The sequence below is a fragment of the Kitasatospora sp. NPDC023176 genome (assembly GCF_055560495.1).
Window position 1 is genome coordinate 1 of the sequence record NZ_JBVHIP010000023.1, and the last position, 17,540, is coordinate 17,540.

13 protein-coding genes are annotated in these 17,540 nt (G+C 72.0%); 5 read left to right on the top strand and 8 right to left on the bottom strand.

Annotated features, from left to right (window positions below):
- Positions 1–895, top strand: an 895-nt coding sequence (locus tag ACZ3YL_RS27150; RefSeq protein WP_465660169.1) for an anthrax toxin lethal factor-related metalloendopeptidase, incomplete at its 5' end; no start/stop codon positions are given.
- Positions 879–1,160, top strand: a complete 282-nt coding sequence (locus ACZ3YL_RS27155; RefSeq protein ID WP_188307751.1) for a hypothetical protein — start codon at positions 879–881, stop codon at positions 1,158–1,160. The genes ACZ3YL_RS27150 and ACZ3YL_RS27155, both read left to right, overlap by 17 nt.
- Positions 1,161–1,262: 102 nt before the next feature.
- Here the strand turns inward: ACZ3YL_RS27155 and ACZ3YL_RS27160 are convergent, their stop codons facing one another.
- The 8 genes from ACZ3YL_RS27160 to ACZ3YL_RS27195 form a co-directional block, all read right to left on the bottom strand.
- Complete coding sequence (locus ACZ3YL_RS27160; protein WP_188307752.1) at positions 1,263–2,000, bottom strand: polyprenol monophosphomannose synthase; 738 nt, start codon at positions 1,998–2,000, stop codon at positions 1,263–1,265.
- A 37-nt stretch (positions 2,001–2,037) separates the two neighbouring features.
- A complete protein-coding gene (locus tag ACZ3YL_RS27165; RefSeq protein ID WP_188307753.1) occupies positions 2,038–2,907 on the bottom strand; it encodes an alpha/beta fold hydrolase in 870 nt (289 codons plus the stop codon).
- Positions 2,907–3,119: an MbtH family protein gene (locus ACZ3YL_RS27170; protein ID WP_465660170.1), complete on the bottom strand. Its 213-nt coding sequence runs from the start codon at positions 3,117–3,119 to the stop codon at positions 2,907–2,909. The genes ACZ3YL_RS27165 and ACZ3YL_RS27170 overlap by 1 nt, the downstream gene beginning before the upstream one ends.
- 25 nt (positions 3,120–3,144) lie before the next feature.
- Positions 3,145–3,942 carry an enduracididine biosynthesis enzyme MppR gene (mppR, locus tag ACZ3YL_RS27175; RefSeq protein ID WP_188307755.1) on the bottom strand — a complete coding sequence of 266 codons (798 nt, stop codon included), beginning with the start codon at positions 3,940–3,942 and terminating at the stop codon, positions 3,145–3,147.
- Positions 3,939–5,117 carry an aminotransferase class I/II-fold pyridoxal phosphate-dependent enzyme gene (locus ACZ3YL_RS27180; RefSeq protein ID WP_465660171.1) on the bottom strand — a complete coding sequence of 393 codons (1,179 nt, stop codon included), beginning with the start codon at positions 5,115–5,117 and terminating at the stop codon, positions 3,939–3,941. The genes mppR and ACZ3YL_RS27180 overlap by 4 nt, the downstream gene beginning before the upstream one ends.
- The gene (mppP, locus tag ACZ3YL_RS27185) at positions 5,117–6,268 is read right to left on the bottom strand and encodes an enduracididine biosynthesis enzyme MppP (RefSeq protein WP_317621314.1); all 1,152 of its coding nucleotides are present in this window, start codon (positions 6,266–6,268) and stop codon (positions 5,117–5,119) included. Before mppP ends, ACZ3YL_RS27180 begins: the two co-directional genes overlap by 1 nt.
- 103 nt (positions 6,269–6,371) lie before the next feature.
- Complete coding sequence (locus ACZ3YL_RS27190; protein ID WP_465660172.1) at positions 6,372–7,547, bottom strand: tryptophan 2,3-dioxygenase family protein; 1,176 nt, start codon at positions 7,545–7,547, stop codon at positions 6,372–6,374.
- The gene (locus tag ACZ3YL_RS27195; protein ID WP_465660173.1) at positions 7,544–8,560 is read right to left on the bottom strand and encodes a methyltransferase; all 1,017 of its coding nucleotides are present in this window, start codon (positions 8,558–8,560) and stop codon (positions 7,544–7,546) included. Before ACZ3YL_RS27195 ends, ACZ3YL_RS27190 begins: the two co-directional genes overlap by 4 nt.
- A 540-nt stretch (positions 8,561–9,100) precedes the next feature.
- Between ACZ3YL_RS27195 and ACZ3YL_RS27200 the strand changes: the two genes are divergently transcribed.
- The 3 genes from ACZ3YL_RS27200 to ACZ3YL_RS27210 all read left to right on the top strand — a co-directional run bounded on the left by ACZ3YL_RS27200 (position 9,101) and on the right by ACZ3YL_RS27210 (position 17,532).
- Complete coding sequence (locus ACZ3YL_RS27200; protein WP_465660174.1) at positions 9,101–9,811, top strand: ABC transporter ATP-binding protein; 711 nt, start codon at positions 9,101–9,103, stop codon at positions 9,809–9,811.
- Positions 9,805–12,396 (top strand): ABC transporter permease, encoded by a 2,592-nt coding sequence (locus tag ACZ3YL_RS27205; protein ID WP_317621315.1) that lies wholly within the window; start codon positions 9,805–9,807, stop codon positions 12,394–12,396. Before ACZ3YL_RS27200 ends, ACZ3YL_RS27205 begins: the two co-directional genes overlap by 7 nt.
- 216 nt (positions 12,397–12,612) lie before the next feature.
- Positions 12,613–17,532 (top strand): amino acid adenylation domain-containing protein, encoded by a 4,920-nt coding sequence (locus ACZ3YL_RS27210; RefSeq protein WP_465660175.1) that lies wholly within the window; start codon positions 12,613–12,615, stop codon positions 17,530–17,532.
- The last annotated feature ends 8 nt before the right edge of the window (positions 17,533–17,540 follow it).

The window sequence follows — 17,540 nt, forward strand, 5'->3', positions numbered from 1 at the left end:
CGAAGCCGTCGACTCCGCCAAGACCGGCGGCATCATGGGCGGCGCCGGCGGCGGCCTCGGCGCCGGCGCCCGGGTCGTCTCCACCGCCGCCGAGAGCGCCGAGAACGCCTCCGTCGCCCTCGCCGGCCTGGCCAAGGTCACGGGCGCCGCCGACACCGTCCCCGGCCGCATGATCACCGGAGCCGGCCTCAGCTACGGCTACGACGCCGAGTTCAAGACCGGCCCGGTCATGCCCCTCGACGTCGTCGTGGGTGGAGTCGGCGGTGCGGCGGGACCACGTGGACGTTCCGGCGACAACGTTCCGCGCGGCCCGAAGCATGCCAAACCCGTTGAGCTACCGATGCCCGGCAAGTTGCCGCTTGAGTATGTCGAAGATCACCCGACGATCGCGAAGGTGAAAGCGGAGCTGGCGAGCGTGCCGTCCGAGATCTTCAACAAGGTCTGGGCCCATCTGAAGGAGGTGCCGGGTGGCGGGGTCAGTATCGGCCCCCGGCCCATCACGCAGCTCCCGGGCGGCTACCATCTCGCCGGCGTCAGCCCGGTGGGAGGAACTTCACCGGCGGATCACGTACCTGGTATGTACATACCTGGCCAGCGTAGGCTCCTGGTCAATTCGGCTGCCAAGACGCCGAGTAGTGTTGCTGTCCATGAGTTCGGGCATGCGGTCGATGAAGCTTATGGCAATCTGAGTCGTCAGCCAGAGTGGCTGCATGTGCAACAGCAGGTCATGGACCGGATCGGCAACAACCCACGGCTGACTCCGTACATTCGCCAGCCGCACGAGTACTTCGCCGAGGCGTTCAATCAGTGGACTGTCAAGAGGCTGGAAAGATTTACGTTCGGCGACCGCGAGGCCGCGCGGCTCCTGGAGGAATATTTTGAGCGAGCATTCTGAGCCCTATGAAGTCACCGACTACCCGATGCTCGACGCCAATGGCGTCACCATCTGGTTGAAGTACGGCGGAAGGACCGTGGAGGGGTACTTCTACGACGGGTGGTACAAGTTCGAGCCGGGGGATCCCCGCTACGACGAACTCCTCCCGCAAGCACGGCAGAATCCGCAGGATGTCGAAGAGAGCAACGCCCCGATCTACCCCGAGACCATGGCCATGCTGGACGAGATGCAGCGCAAGACGCGGGAGCGGAACGCCGGGCATTAGCAGAACGGGGTTTGCGCGGAGCCCGGGCGACGGTCCGGGCTCCGCGCGTGCGGAGCGGCGCCGCTCCTTGGAGGTCCATCCGTTCCGGTGGGTCATGAGGGATCAGCCGCGCTTGCCGCCGAAGCGCAGCTTCCACGGGGTGAGGGCGGATTCGAGCTGCACGGCCAGGCTCATCTTCGACACGCCCTGCCCGCGTTCCTCGAAGCGAATCGGCACTTCGAGGATGGTGAGTCCGCGCGTGACCGCGCGGTGGTTCATCTCGACCTGGAAGGAATAGCCGTTGCTGTGCACGGAGTTCGGGTCGATCGCGCGCAGTGTCTCGGCGCGCCATGCCTTGAATCCGGCGGTGGCGTCCTTCAGGCGCAGCCGCAGGATCGCGTTGACGTAGCCGTTGGCCCAGACCGACAGGGCTCTGCGGGACCAGGGCCAGTCGGCGGCGGTGGAGCCACCGGCCACGTAGCGCGAGCCGATCACGGCGGCGGCGCCCTTCGTCAGCAGGGCGTCGAGCATGACCGGGATCGCCGAGACGGGGTGGGAGAGGTCGGCGTCCATCTGGACCACGATGTCGGCGCCCTGTTCCAGCGCCCGGATCATGCCGGCGATGTAGGCGCGGCCGAGTCCGTCCTTGGTGTCACGGTGGAGCACGCTGACGTTGTCCGGCGACTCGGCCGCGAGTTTGTCGGCGATCTCGCCGGTGCCGTCGGGTGAGTTGTCGTCGACCACGAGCAGGTGCAGGTTCGGTACCGGCAGGTCCGCGAGCAGACCGGCCAGGACCGGCAGGTTGTCCCGCTCGTTGTAGGTCGGCACGACGACGACGGTCTTCGGGGATGCGACGGTCATCGGCAGCTCCTCGGGTCGGAAACGGGTCAGGGGCTGGTCATCTGGCGCCCGCGGGGCGCCGCGCGTCCTGTTCGTGTGAGGGGGCGGGCCGGAGCCGCCGGAAGAAGTCGAGGATCTGTCGGTTCACCTCCTCCGGTTGCTCCAGGTACCCGTAGTGGCCCGCGTGGGGGATCAGCCGGTGGGCGGCGCCGGGGATGGCCCGGGCCACCTCGGCGACCAGGTGCGGGGGCGTGACCAGGTCGTCGGCGAAGCCGATGACCAGACACGGAGTGGTGATCGCGGCGTAGGCCGCGAGGCGACCGGGGTCCGGTGTGAGGGCGAGCTGGTGCCGCAGGCCGGGGCCGGTGGACAGCGACTGTTCGAACACCGACAGCCAGTCGGACACCGCGAGGTCGTCGTCGAGTGTCCGCGGGGACAGGTTCTGGATCGCCTGCTGGGCCGCGTGGTACCGGCGTGGCAGTGTGATGCCGGAGTCCAGCAGCTCGATCTCGGCGCGGGCGGCGGCCGCGCGCAGCCGGTCGTCGCGGCCTCGGGTGGCCATCAGTACGGCGGCGGTGGCCAGGTCGGGCCGGGTCAGCAACAACTCCTGGACCACGTAAGCGCCGAGCGACGTCCCCACCAGGCGGCACGGTCCGGCGTGCAGGTGCTCGATCAGCCCGGCCAGATCGGCCGCGAGGTCGCCGACCGTGAAGCCGGCCTCGCCGGGGTCGCTGGGGGGCACGCCCCGGGAGTCGTACGTGATGACTCGGTAGCCGGCCTCGGTGAGCGCCGGTGCCTGGTGCAGGTGCCAGGCCCGGCCGCGACCGCCGGCGCCCATGACCAGGACGACCGGCTCTCCGGCTTCCCGGCCGTCGGGTGCGTGGTCGTCGTAGTGCAGCTGTGTCCCGCCGACGGTCGCGACGCTCATCAGCGGTCGGCCAGGCGATCGGCCAGGCTCTTCGGGCGCATGTCGGTCCAGTGCTCCTCGACGTACGCGAGGCAGGTGCCGCGGTCCGTGTCGGCCAGCGCGACCGACCACCCCGGGGGAACAGCGGCGAACGCGGGCCAGAGCGAGTGCTGACCCTCGTCGTTGGTCAGCACCTTGAACGTCGCGTCCGGGTCGTCGAACGGATTCGTCATCATCTGCTCCTTCGGGGGAGGGGTTTCAGGCGAGTGCCTGGCCGGAGACGAGCGTCTCGGCGTATCCGAAGACGTGGCCGCGCCCGACCGAGACCGGCCGCAGCGAGGCGAAGTCCGCGTCGAGCACGTCGAACATCTCCAGCGTCGCGTCGCCCGACCACACCTCGGAGAACTCGACCCCCGTGACGGTCGAGGTCACCAGCCCGACGGGCGGCTGCTCGCCGGGGAGCCAGGCCGGCTGGACCCGGCTGTGCACCAGCGGCACGGTGTGCAGCAGCGGCGGTTCGGCGGCCGGGGCGGTCACGCTCACCGAGGCCTGGGCGATCCGGCGGCCGCCGGTCGCGGCGGTGCCGTGGTAGGTGCCCGCGGCGGAGCCCAGCGGCCCCGCCCTGCCGACCCGCATCGGCCGGGTCTGGTGCACCTCGCCGAACTGCTTCGGCATCCCCTGCACCCAGCCGCGCAGCAGCGGCACGGGCTGGTCGACCCAGGCGTACGGGCAGCGGGCCAGGCGGCGGCCGCGGTACTCGCAGCCGAGCAGGATCAGGAACTCGCTGAACTGGCTGGCACCCGGATCGGCCAGCTCGGTGCCCGGCTCCGAGCACCACTGCCAGTGCGCGAAGACCGCGGCGGCCTGCCCCGGATCGGCACCGGGGTCGAGCTCGGGCGGGAGGAACCGCGCTGCCGCTACCGGGTCCACCCGGTAGTCGACCATGACGACCTCGCCGGAGAAGTGCCACGGCGGAGGGGTCAACGTGGCCGAGGTGCCGGACGGGGAGAGCGGCAGGCTGTAGCCGAGCAGGCCGCTGACGACGGAACTGGTCATCGGAGGGTTTCCTGGTTTCTCCAGGCGGTGGCGAGCCGTGCGGCCGCCTCCGCCAGTCGGTCGGGGGAGTTGAAGCTGTACGCGAGTCGCAGGTGGGTGCCGGTCGCGCTGCCGAAGCGGGAGCCCGGGGCCACCGCGACGCCCGCCCGGTCGGCGGCGGCGAGCAGGGACGCCTCGCCGCGCCGCGGGTCGAAGGTCAGCCAGACGAAGAAGCCGCCGGCCGGACGGTCGATGGTCACCGACTCGCCCAGGTGGGCCCGAAGGGCGGCCACCAGCGTCTCGCGCCGCAGCCGGAGTTGCGCACGCAGCCACGACAGGCGCTGGTCGTAGCGGCCGTCCCCCATCAGCATGGCCACGGCCAGTGAGGTCAGGTGGTTGAGCGCTCCGCCGCTGACCAGCTGGCCGCGGCCGGTCAGTGTCTCGACCAGGTCCGGCCCGGCTTCCAGCCAGCCGAGCCGCAGGCCCGGTCCGAGCGTCTTGGCGAACGAGCCGAGCCGTATCACCCCCTGCCGTCCGGCCAGCGCGGCGAGCGAGGGCGGTGGTGCGGTGCGGTCCAGGCTCAGTTCGGCGTACGCGTCGTCCTCCACGATCGGTACCCCGTGCCGGGCGGCGACCGCGAGCAGCTCCCGGCGGCGCGGTTCGCCGGCGACCGTGCCGGTCGGGTTGTGGAAGGTGGGCGTCAGGTAGCCGAAGGCCACGTCGTCGCCCTGGGACAGGGCCCGGTCCAGGTCCTGCGCCCGCATGCCCTCACCGTCGGCGTCCACCTCGCGCAGTCGCAGGCCGTGGTCGGTCATGATCCTGCGGCCCAGGTCGTAGCACGTGCGCTCGACGACGACGGTCCGGCCGGGCCGGCCCAGGACGGTGCACAGCAGGGCCAGCGCCTGTGAGGTGCCGGCGGTGACCATGATCTCCTCGGCCGTGCAGCCGTGGCGGGCGGCCAGCAGGGCGCGCAGCGGCTCGGCTCCGGCGTTGGCGCCGTAACTGAGCGCCGCGGGGCCGAACTCGGTGAGGGCCTCCGCGTAGAGCGGCACCACCTCGTCGACCGGCAGCAGGTTCGGTTCGAGGTAGCCGGGTCCGAGGTCGATGACGCCGGGTGGGGAGACGGCCTGCACCACTCCCGCACGCCACCAGCGGGTGTGCGGGAGCGGGGCGGCCGTGGTGTCCGGTGGAACCATCAGCTCTGCAGCCCCGGAGCGGCCAGCAGGGCCGAGCGCAGCACCTGCGCGCCCGTGACCAGGGTGGAGGGGTTGCGGGACAGGGCCAGGCGCAGCATCCGCTCGCCCTCGTCCGGCCTCGCCCAGTGGAACTTCTGGCAGGGCAGCACGTAGAGGTTGTGGGAGCGGACCGCGGACCAGACGTCCAGCGCCAGCCGGGAGCCGACGTGCAGGCGCTCCACGCTGGTCCGGGCGTGTTCGTCGACGAAGGCGATGTCGGGTACGCCCGCGAGCTCGGCGCGCACCAGGGCCCGGTTCTCGGCGATCGTGCGCTGCAGCTCGGTCAGGCCGCCGTCCGCCCCGTCGTCCGCGAACCGCTTCACCATGAGCAGGATCAGCGGCGAGGTGCCGAGCAGGATGTCCGAGTGGATCTTCTCGATCGGCAGGTCCACGTTGGCCGAGCGGACCAGCCAGCCGATCTTGAGCTCCAGCGTGGGCCACAGCTTTCCGGTGTCCTCGATGACCACCCAGCGGCAGCCGCTCCCGTCGAGGACGGTGTAGTGGTCGAACTGGGCGTCGGGGTCGAACCCGCGGAACGACGTGTCCAGGGCCAGCACCACGTCGTGCTCGGCGCACTGCTCGGCGAGCCTGGTCAGGCGGGCCTCCGTCATCACCCGGCCGGTGGGGTTGTTCGGCGTGGTGACGAAGACGCAGCCCACCTGCCGGAGCAGCTCGGCCGGCAGGTCGTCGTCGTGGGCCTGCTCCTCCTCGACCGGGATCAGCCGCAGGCCGACCCCGCGCAGGATGTCGGGGATGTTGTCGAACGTGGGGTGGATCAGCGCCACCGCGTCGGACGAGGTGACCAGCGAGCGGGCGAGGATCTCCATGGCCAGCGAGGAGGAGTAGCAGCTCAGCGTCCGCCCGGCGGCGAACGGGTGGCTGTGCTGGCCGAGCATGCCGAAGAACGAGTCGGCGGCCTCCTGCTCGATCTCCGCCACCGGACGGAGGACGGCCTCGGCCCACATGTCCGGCAGCTCGGCGACGATCTTGGCCTGCGCGGCCGTGAGTTGCTGGCGGGCGTGCCCGTCGGCGAGGTTCATCGAGCTGTTCAGGGCGAGGGTCTCGAATTGGGTCAGGTTCTCCGCGGAGACCGTCGGCAGAATTCTGTTCACAAGCACCTCTCAGGAGAGTGTCGGGCGAAGTGTGCTTGGAGCCACGGCGGTTGCCGGGACTCACCGGCTCGGGCGCCGGGATAGGAATCGCATTGACCTGCTGTCAGCAGTAGGCGAACCGGGTGAGCAATCGTTCGGCGTCGTCGATGCGTTCACCGGACGGCAGCCCGGCTTTTCCGACGAAGCGTTTGAGGTACCCGGCCCCCTCGGTGCCGCCGGAGCCGGTCATGTCCGGCAGGTAGCGGCGGCCGAATCCGTAGTGCCGGCCGCGCCAGACGTGCAGTGGCGCTTCGCTCGCGGCGAATGCCTCGCGAACGTCGGCGTCGCGGGCGCCGGCCGCGGCGTCCCGCAGGGACGTGAACTCGCGGAGCACCGGGTCGTTGACCGGGGCCAGGTGTGCGAACCCCTTGTAGATCTCGATCTTCCGCTCGTCGTAGCCGTACACCACCAGTTCCATCAGGTGGTAGTTGAGCGACTGGACGGCGCTGGCGCTCCCGGTCGCGTCCCGGAAGCCCTTGAAGAGCTCCGGGGTCAGCGTCCGCAGCGCGTGGAAGACCACGTTCAGCAGCTCGGCCGCCCAGGTCAGCTGGCTCATCCGCAGGATGTACTCGGCGCGGTCGTGGTCGATGGCCTCGGTCGCGCGGCGCGCGGTCCAGCGGACGAGGAAGAAGCCGATCTCGCAGGCCTGCACGGCGCGCATGAAGATGTGCTCGTCGTGCTTGTCCGACCGGCGGAATCCCGAACAGCGGTTGACCACCATCAGGTCGTGGATCAGCACGCCGTCGTGGCCGGCGAGCCGGACCAGCCCGGCGCTCGCCATGGTGCGGTCCGGGCCGATCGGGGACCGGCCCAGGTGGGCGAGCACGGCCTCCAGGCGGAGCACGCGTTCCGCGCCCTCCTCGACCGTGGTCTCGTGCAGTCCGGCCTCGCGCTCCTCCAGCCCGATCAGGTCGGTGACCAGTGCGTGCACCAGCAGCAGGCCGGCCTGGTACGGGTCCTCCCGCCGGGCGAAGTACCAGCCGGCCACGTGCAGTCCGGTGTAGCGGTAGTACTCGGGTATGTCGAGCCGCCGGCTGAACGGCCGGGTCAGCAGCCGCAGGATCTCGTTCTCGTCGGTGTCCGGCCCGGCCACGGCCGCGTCGTAGCGCCCGGACAGCCGCAGGACCTCGTGCTCGGGCAGCTCGGCGAGCGGCGTCGCGTGCAGCCGGGCGGCCAACTCGGCGCAGGCGGCGGGCAAGGCCCGCGAGCGGGGCGGGGTGACGGCTCGTGCGGTGCTCACCGCTCGGACCCGCTCGTCGCGCGCCGGCCGATGATCAGGTGCTTGTCGCCGCTGGAGCGCCGGACCGTGCCGTCCGCGAATCCGGCCTGTCGCAGCAGGTCCAGGTACTCGGCCGCGGTGCGGTGCCGGCCCTGGGTCTCGATGTGCATGGAGAGGTTCATGACGGCCGTGGCGAGCGGGCCGCCGCGGTCGTCGTCGAAGAGTCGCTCCATGATCAGGACCCGGCCGCCGGGCAGGCACGCCTCGTACGCCTTGCGCAGCAGCGTCGCGCAGGTCTGGTCGTCCCAGTCGGACAGGATGTAGCCGAAGGCGAAGCAGTCGCCGGTCGGCAGCGGGTCGTGGAAGAAGTCGCCGGCCGTGAAGGCCAGCCGGTCGTCGAGCCCGTGCTCGGCGGACCGCGCGGCCAGGTGCGGACCCACCTGGGGAAGGTCGAACACGGTCGAGCGCAGCTGGGGAAAGGCCTGCAGGGCGGCCACGGAGAAGGGCCCGCTCGCTCCGCCCACGTCGATCAGCTGACGCGCGCCGCTCAGGTCGGCCAGGGCGGCGAGTTCGTGCGAGACGTGGTGGCTGAGGCCCCACATCGCGCCCAGGAAGCGGCCCACCGACTCGTCGTCGCGGTAGATGGCCTCGAACGGAGCCGGCTCGTCCCGGTCGGTCTCGACCTTGCCCACGTGCAGGTAGCCGCTCAGTTGTCCGAACTGCCCGGCGGTGTCGTCGATCAGGTGGTCGACGAATCCCATCAGGTAGCGGGGGTCCGCGCGGTCGACGTAGGGCCTCACGTCCGCCGCGAGTGCGTAGCACCCGCCTTCGGCGTCGAGGACGCCGAAGGCGGACAGCACCAGCAGGAGTCGCTCCAGGGTGTCCTCGTCGACGGTCAGGGCGGCCGCGATCTTTCCGGCGCTTTCGCCGCTGTGTCGGGTCAGGTACTCGAAGACGCCGTGCCGGTCCGCGATGCGCAGAGCGTGGGTGGCGTACATTCCGTAGACGGCGCGTTCCAGATCCGCAGGAATCATTGTTTTCGCTGCCCATCGGTGCAAGGGAATGGTCGGGCATGGTCGGGCGGCAGGTTTTCCAGGAGGCCGCCGGGATTCCGGGCGTGGGATTGCCCGGTGCCCGGGAGTGAGGATTCGCCCGGGGTCGCTGAGAAGTATTTCGGCGCACGCGACGGATCGGCCATCTTCTTGACCGCAGAGTGAAACCCCCAGTTCAGGGGTGTTTCCGGAAAGCCGGACGAGCGGTTTCACGCCTGACCGGCAGGGCGGCGGGGCCGGCGGTGACCGTGGCTCGGGACTCGCACCGCCCGGGCCGACATGGAGGGGAGGATTCCGCTCCGGCCGGCCGCACCCCGGGCGTCGAGTTTCGGACGGGCGGTCGGCGCGGGAGCCTGGTTCGAATGGGAAAGCGCTGGTGGGAACCGTTATTCGAGGGCCGTCGGGGCGGGCTCTAAGATCATTTTTCCGCTGGGCTCGGGTTGATCGTGGAGGGCGTCAGACGGTACGGTTCCAGCAAAAAGGGGGAAAGGGTCTCCAGTGAGTAGTGGATATGCTCTCCTGTTGGAATCTGTGACAAAAACCTACGGTTCCGGCCGCAATGTGGTCACAGCCTTGAATGACGTGACGATCGGCGTGCGGCGGGGAACATTCGTCGCGATCATGGGCCCCTCCGGCTCGGGCAAGAGCACGTTCCTGCACTGCTCGGCCGGTCTCGACCAACCCACGACGGGCGGCGTGACCCTGGGCGACACCCGCCTGGCCGGGCTGAACGAGGAGCAGCTCACCGAGATGCGACGGGAACGGGTCGGGTTCGTCTTCCAGGCGTACAACCTGCTCGACTCGCTCACCATCGCCGACAACGTGGGCCTGCCCTTCCGGCTGGCCGGCGAGCCCGTTCCCACCGACCGGGTGCGTGCCGCGCTGGCGAACGTCGGGCTCGACGACATGGGCGACCGCTACCCCGGGCAACTGTCGGGCGGTCAGCGGCAGCGGGTGGCCATCGCCCGGGCCCTCATCACGGGACCTGACGTGATCTTCGCCGACGAGCCCACGGGTGCGCTCGACACACGTACCGGCAGGCAGGTCCTGCAACTGCTGCGGGGGGTCGTGGACCGGACCGGCCAGACCGTGGTGATGGTGACCCATGACCCGGTCGCCGCCTCGCACGCGGACTCGGTGACCTTCCTGGCCGACGGCCGGCTGGCCGGCGAACTCGTCGGGCCGACGCCGGAACTGGTGGCCGACCGGATGACCAGGCTGGGTGAGTGGTGAGCCGCAGAAAGAAGGCCGAGCCGGCGGATCCGCCGGCGGCCCAGAAGGCCAAGAAGAAGATCCGCACCCTCTCGCGGCAGAACCTCTCGCTGGCCTGGAGCACGATTCGCGGCCGCAAGGGCGGCTTCGCGGCGGTGCTGGTCGCCGTCGCGGTCGGCTCCGCCGTGATCACCGCCTGCGGGGTGCTGCTGGAGACCGGGATCAGCTCGGGAGTCCCGGCCGAGCGCTACCACCAGGCAGCCGTGGTCGCCGGCGGCTACCAGGCCATGCCCGTCGACGGCGACACCGACCCGAGGCTCTCCGAACGGGTCAGGCTGCCCGCCGACACGGTCGCGAAGGTCGCCGCGGTCCAGGGCGTCCAGTCCGCGGTCGGGGACGTCAGCGTCAGTCTGACCGTCCTCAGGAAGGGCTCCGTCCTGGACGGTCCGCCCGTGTACGGGCACGGCTGGTCCGCCTCGGTGCTGGCGCCGTTCACGCTGCGCTCGGGCGCCCGGCCGCAGGCGACCGACGACGTCGTGCTCGACAGCGACCTCGCCCAGCGGGCCGGGGTCGCCCCCGGAGACACCGTCACGCTGGTGACCGGGTCGACACCGCAGTCGTACCGGGTCAGCGGCGTCGCCGCGCCCGCGGCCTCGCTCGACCGGCAGTCCGCGGTCTTCTTCACCGACGACCGGGCGGCGCAGCTCTACGGCACGTCGGACACGATCGACGCGGTCGGTGTGCTGGCCGCGAACGGAACCGACGCGGACACCCTCGCCGACCGGATCAAGAAGGCCGTGCCCGGCGTGGTCACCTCCACCGGCGACGACCGCAGCGACGTCGAGACGCTCGACGTCGGGCAGATGCGGTCGTTCGTCATCGAGGTGGCCAGTGCGTTCGGCGCCACCATGATCCTGCTGGTGATCATCGTGGTCTCCGGCACGCTGGCCCTGTCGGTGCAGCAGCGCCGCCGTGAGCTGGCCCTGCTGCGGGCCGTCGGCGCCACCCCCCGGCAGGTGCTGCGCATGATCGGCGGCGAGGCCGTGCTCGTCGGCGGGATCGGCGCCGTGCTCGGTGCCCTCCCCGGCATCCTGCTCGCCATGCTGCTGCACACCCTGTTCACGGCGGCCGGCGCGCTGCCGTCCGGGTTCTCGCTGGTGATCACGCCGTTGCCGGTGCTGTTCTCCCTGCTGATCTGCGTCCTCGCGGCCCGGATCGGCGGCTGGCTCGCCGCCCGGCGCGCCGCGAAGGTCAGCGCCGTCGAGGCACTCGGCGACGTGGCCGTGGAACCGAAGAAGCTCGGCTGGGTCCGGCTCACGATCGGCGTGCTGCTCGTGCCCGGCGGGCTGGCCGTCGCGATCGTGCTGCCGATCGCGCTGCCCGGTGAGTCGGCCATCGACGGCGCCGCCAGCTCGGCGCTGGTCCTGGTGATCGCCATCGGCCTGCTGGGACCGAAGCTGTTCGGCGGCATCGCGGCCCTGCTCGGCCGCCGCCCGGGCGGCGTCACCCGGTTCCTCGCCATCGCCAACTCCCGGGCCCGGGCCCGTCGGCTCAGCGCCGCCACGACTCCGCTGATCATGGGCGTGACCATGGCGTCCGCACAGCTCTTCAGCGGCACGACGCTCGCTGCCACCGCGCACGACCAGGTCGTCGGCGGCGTGATCGCCGACCACGTGGTGACCTCCGACAGCGCGGGCATCTCACCCGATCTGGCGGACGTGCTCCGGAGGGTCCCCGGCGTCCACACGGTCGGGCCGGTCGCCCGGACCTCGACGATCCTCACCTGGCCGGACGGCGACAGCATCCAGTACCGGGTCTCCACGGCGCAGGGCGTCGACCCCGCGGCCGTCCCGGACACCATGAACCTGGACGTGCTGCGCGGCGACCTCGGCGGCCTCACCGGGGCCACGGTCGCACTCAGCCGCCTCGTCGCCGGCACGGTCGGCGCCGACGTGGGCGGCCACGTCGACGTGCACCTCGGCGACGGCACCGTCGAGAAGGCCACGGTGGTCGCGGTCTACGAGAACGGCCTCGGCTTCGGCGACGTCACGCTGCCCCACGACGTGGTCCTCGCCCACACCACCGACCACCTCGACCAGTGGCTGATGGTGAGGTCCGACCGGGCGGCGGACCTGGGCGCGGCGCTGAAGGCGTACCCGACGACGAGCGTGCGCGACGCCGAGGCGGTCACCGTCGCACCGACCGATTCCGCCAACGACGGGATCAGCCTCGTGCTCAACGCCGTACTGCTCGGCTATCTCGCGATCGCCGTCGTCAACACGCTGGTCATGGCGACGATCTCACGGCGGCGTGAGTTCGCCCTGCTGCGCCTGGTCGGCACCCGCACCGACCAGGTCCGGTCGATGATGCGGCAGGAGGCGGCCATCATCGTGCTCTGCGCGATCGTGGTCGGCACGATCGCCGCGCTGCCGTCGCTGATCGGGATGAGCTACGCGATCCGCCACTCGGTGTTCCCGTCCATCCCGCCCCTGATCTACCTCGGCATCGTGGTCGCGGCCGCGGCGATCGCCTGGCCCGCCGTGATGCTGCCGGCCCGGCTCGCCCTGAGGCCGGCGGCCGTGGAGGCGATCGCGCGGCCCGAGTGACGTACGAGCGCCGGCGCGGGTGAGGCGTGGCTTCGGCCACGCCTCACCCGTTTTCGCGCGTCCCCCGCCGGGCCTCCACCAGGAGGGCACTTTCCGCACCGTTCAAGCGGGCAGTTTCCTCACCGCTCAAGAACGTGGAGCCGGTGCGCCTGCGCAGGCCAAGCTCGACCGTCGGAAGATCCGCGCGCCACGCGTGTCTCTAGCGGAAGGCCGAGCATGTCCCACGGTTTTGACAACGCACCCGCCGCCCCGGGGAACCGGGCCGTCCACCACGTCGTAGCCGCGCACGCCCGGCGGGACCCGGGCGCGCCCGCGGTCGTCGATGCCGAGAGGACGCTCACCTACGGCGAGTTGGACGAGCGCGCCAACCACCTGGCCCACCTCCTCGTCGCCGCCGGGGCGAGCGCCGAGTCACGGGTCGGCATGCTCATGGGCCGCTCGGGCCACTCGCCGGAGACCGTCGTCGCCATGCTCGCCGTGCTCAAGGCGGGCGCCGTCTACGTGCCGCTACACGAGAGCCACCCCGACGACCGGATCCGCTGGACGCTCGCCGAGACCGACGCGGTCGTGCTGATCGCCGACGGGTCGACCGCCGGCCGGGCGGCGACCGCCGGGCCGCCCGTGCTCGTCGTGGACGGGGCGGACACCGGCCGACGCCCCGACGCCCCGCGGGTGGGAGTCGACGAGGAGCAACTCGCCTACCTCATCCACACCTCGGGCTCGACCGGCAGCCCCAAGGGCGTGGCCATCACCCACCGCAACATCACGGCGCTGGCCCGGGACCGCCGCATGCGCGCCGCCTTCGGCCGCAGCGCGCTGTTCAACGCGCCGCTCGCGTTCGACGCCTCCACGTACGAGGTCTGGCTGCCGCTGCTCAACGGGGGCCGGGTCGTCATCGGGCCCGCGGAGCTGACCGCGCCGGGGCTGGCCGGGCTCATCGCCGAGCACCGCCTCGACGCGGTCTTCCTGACCTCATCGCTGTTCCGGCTCTTCGCGGAGGAGCGACCCGGCTGCTTCGCGGGGCTGCGCGAGGTGTGGGCCGGCGGCGAGGCGCCGTCGGCGGCCGCCATCGAGGGGATGCGACGTGCTTGCCCCGGCACCGACTTCGTCAACGGCTACGGCCCGACCGAGTGCACGGTGTTCGCCACCACGCACCGGATCACGTCGGACGACGTGCGCGTCCGGGCCACCGTGATCGGCACCGCCCTGGACGACACCGAGGCGTACGTGCTCGACGAGCGGCTGCGGGCCGTCGCGCCGGGCGGTGCCGGCGAACTGTACCTGGCGGGCGAAGGCACCGGCCGCGGCTACTTCGGGCGCCCCGCGCTGACCGCCGAGCGCTTCGTCGCCGACCCGTTCACCCCCGGCAGCCGCCTCTACCGCACCGGCGACCGGGTGCGCCTGACCGAGGACGGGCTCATCGAGTTCCTCGGCCGTGCCGACCACCAGGTCAAGATCCGCGGGTTCCGGATCGAACCGGGCGAGATCGAGGCGGCGTTGCGGGACTGCCCCGGCGTCACCGAGGCCGTCGTGGTGGTGCGGGAGAGCGGTCCGACGCGCAGCATCGTCGGGTACCCGACGGGGCCGAGTCCGCTCGCCGAGCGCGCGCTGCTCGACCGGCTGGCCGAACGCCTGCCGGGCTACATGGTGCCCGCGCGCATCGTCTGGATGGACCGGCTGCCGGTCAACGCCAACGGCAAGGTGGACCGGCCCGCGCTCCCCGAGCCCCCGGCCGACGGCGCCGGGGCGTACCGCGCACCGCGGACGGACACCGAGCGCGAACTCGCCACGATCTGGGCCGAGGCGCTCGGCGTCGAACGGGTCGGTGTGACGGACGACTTCTTCGCCCTCGGCGGAGACTCCGTGCTCACCATGAAGATCGTCGCCCGGGCGCGGGCCAGGGGGCTCGTGCTGAGCACCGCCGACGTCTTCGCCCACCCGACGGTCGAGGCGCTGGCCGGCACGGCGGCGCCGCTCGACGAAGGCCCGGCAGCGCCGACCGGGTCACAGCCGAACGGGTCGCCGCGGGCGGGCAGTTACCCGCTGACCTCGATGCAGAGCGGCATGCTCTTCGACAGCCTGATGCTCGACGACCCGGCGCTGCACCTGGTGCGGTTCGTCGTCCGGCTCGGCGACGTCACCGACCCCGCCCGGCTCGGCCGGGCCTGGCAGGACGCCACCGAACGACACGCGGTGCTCCGGACCGAGCTGCGCTGGGCCGACGTCGAGGAGCCCGTGCAGGTCGTCCGGGACGAGGTCACCCTGCCGGTGACCCAACTCGACTGGAGCGCCCTGCCGGAGGCGGAGCACCCCGGGCGGCTGCGGGAACTGCTCGACGCCGACCGCGCCGCCGGCGTCGACCTCACCCGGGCGCCGCTGAGCCGGGTCACGATCGTGCGGCTCGGCCCGGACTCCGTCGAACTCGTCTGGACGATGCACCACGTGCTCACCGACGGCTGGAGCGCCGCGGAGCTGCTGCAGGACGTGCTCGACGGGTACCGCGGCGAGCCGGTGCGCTCGCGCCCGCCGTTCCGGGACTTCGTCCACTGGCTCGCGGGCCAGGACCTGGCCGCCGCCGACGACTACTGGCGTGGCCGGATGGCCGGCTTCACGAGTCCGGTCGCCGTGCCCGGCGACCACCTGCCGCCCGACGACCACCGGCCCACGGCCAGGCGGTTCGTGCAGGTCACGGTGCCGGCGGAGACGGCCGCCCGGGTCTGCGCTTACGCGCGGCGCACCGGGCTGACCACCAACACGCTGGTCCAGGGGGCGTGGGCGATCCTGCTGGCGCGGCTGAGCGGCGAGCGTGACGTCTGCTTCGGCACCAGCATGTCGGTGCGGCCGGCGGACCTGCCCGGCGTCGAGTCGATGGTCGGCATGATGATCAACACCCAGCCCGTCCGGGTCCGGGTGGCCGACGACGAGGAGCCCCGGACCTGGCTGACGGAGCTCCAGCACGAGCAGGTCGCGGCACGGGAGTTCGGGTACGCCCCGCTGAACCGGGTGCAGTCCTTCGCCGACGTGGCGCCCGGCGCCGCGCTGTTCCACACGGCCGTGGTCTTCCAGAACTATCCGTTCGACCGGACCGCGGTCCGCGCGTTCGACGTCGAGTTCGCCACCAACTACCCCCTGGCACTGAGCGTGTTCCCCGACGAGTCGCTGGTGATGCGACTGCTCTACGACGAGACGATCTTCGAGTCGGCCACCGTCGAGCGGGTCGCCGCGCGGCTGATCACGGTGCTGGACGGGTTGGCCGGCGGGTCCGCGCCCAGCGTCGGCGACGTGACCGTGCTGACCGACGCCGAGCGGGAACTCGTCCTCGGCGGATGGAGCGTGGCCGCTCCCTCCGAGTACCCCATCGAGCGGCGGATGCACCGGCTCATCAGCGAGCGCGCCGCCCGCCGGCCGGACACCGTCGCGATCGAACGCGGCGAGGAGCGGCTCACCTACGCGGAGGTCGAGGAGCGCGCCAACCGGCTCGCCCACCACCTGGTCGGCCTCGGCATCGGCCCGGACGTGCTGGTCGGTGTGTCCGTCGAGCGCGGCCCGGACCTGGTCGTCGGCGTCCTCGGCACGCTCAAGGCCGGCGGCGCCTACGTGCCGATCGACCCCGACCACCCGGCCGAGCGCGCCGCCGCGATCCTGGCGGAGGCGCGCCCGGCGGTGGTGCTCACCCACGCCCGCCACCGCGACCTCTTCGCCGGCACGAGCACCCCGCTCGTCCTGCTCGACCAGGACTGGCCGGCCGTCGCCACCCGGCCGGCGACGGCGCCGCCCGACCGCGGCGGCCCGCGCGATCTGGTGTACACCGTCTACACCTCGGGCTCGACCGGAAAGCCCAAGGGCACCATGGTCGAGCACCGGTCCATGGTCAACACCGTCGAGGCGGTCATCCCGCTGCACGTGCGCCCCGGCAGCCGGATCTACCAGCTCTCCCCGATGAGCTTCGACGCCGCCTCGCTCGTCCTGCTGAGCACGCTCGCGGGCGGCGCCACCCTGGTCGCCCCGGTGACCGCCGGGACGTACAGCGGCGCCGAACTGATCGAGCGACTGCGGGAGTCCGACGTCACCGCGGTCACCGGGCCGCCGACCGTCCTGCCGGTGCTCGACCCGGCGGAGCTGCCGAACCTCGAATCCATCCTGTGCGGCGGCGAGGTCCTCACCCCGGACCTCGCCGAGGCGTGGTCACCCGGCCGCCGGCTGCTCAACGGTTACGGCCCCAGCGAATGCGCGGTCGCCGCGACGCTGTTCGCCGCGGAGCCCGGCGTCCGGTACGACAACGTCCCGATCGGCAGGCCGATCCCCAACACCAGCGCCTACCTGCTCGACGACCGGCTGCGCCCCGTGCCGCCCGGCGTCACGGGGGAGCTCTACCTCGGCGGCGCCGGCGTCGGCCGCGGTTACGTCGGCCGGCCGGACCTGACCGCCGAGCGCTTCGTGGCCGATCCGTTCGGTGCGCCGGGGGCCCGGCTGTACCGCACCGGCGACCTGGCCCGCTGGAACCCGGACGGCACGCTGGAGTTCGCCGGCCGGGCGGACGACCAGGTCAAGATCCGCGGCTTCCGGGTGGAGCCGCGCGAGGTCGAGAACGTGCTGCTGCGGCACGAGGCGGTGGCCGAGGCCGCGGTCGTCGTCCAGGCCGACGGGGCCGGCAAGCGGCTCGTCGCGTACGTGGTGCCGCGCGCCGAGGTGCCCGCCGCGGACGAGCTGCGCGCACACGTCGCCCGGTACGTGCCCGCCTACATGGTTCCGGCCGCCGTGGTGTCGATGACGGCGCTGCCGATCAACCGCAACGGCAAGCTCGACCGGACGGCGCTGCCCGTGCCGAGACCCCGTTCGGACGAGGAGTCGTACGTGGCACCGGCCAACCCGACCGAGGAGGCCGTCTGCCGGATCTGGGGCGAGGTGCTGGACCAGCCCCGGGTGGGCGCGCGCGACAGCTTCTTCGACCTCGGGGGCGACTCGATCAACGCGATCCGGCTGGCCGTCCGGATGCGCACCGCGTTCGGTGTGCCGGTCTCCCCGAGGGACCTGTTCGAGCACCGCCAGGTGAGCGACCTCGCCGGGGTCGTCCAGCAGCGGATCCTCACGAGCCTGGCCGCCCTCTCCAGCGCCGAAGCGCCCGGCCGGATCTGACCCAGGAA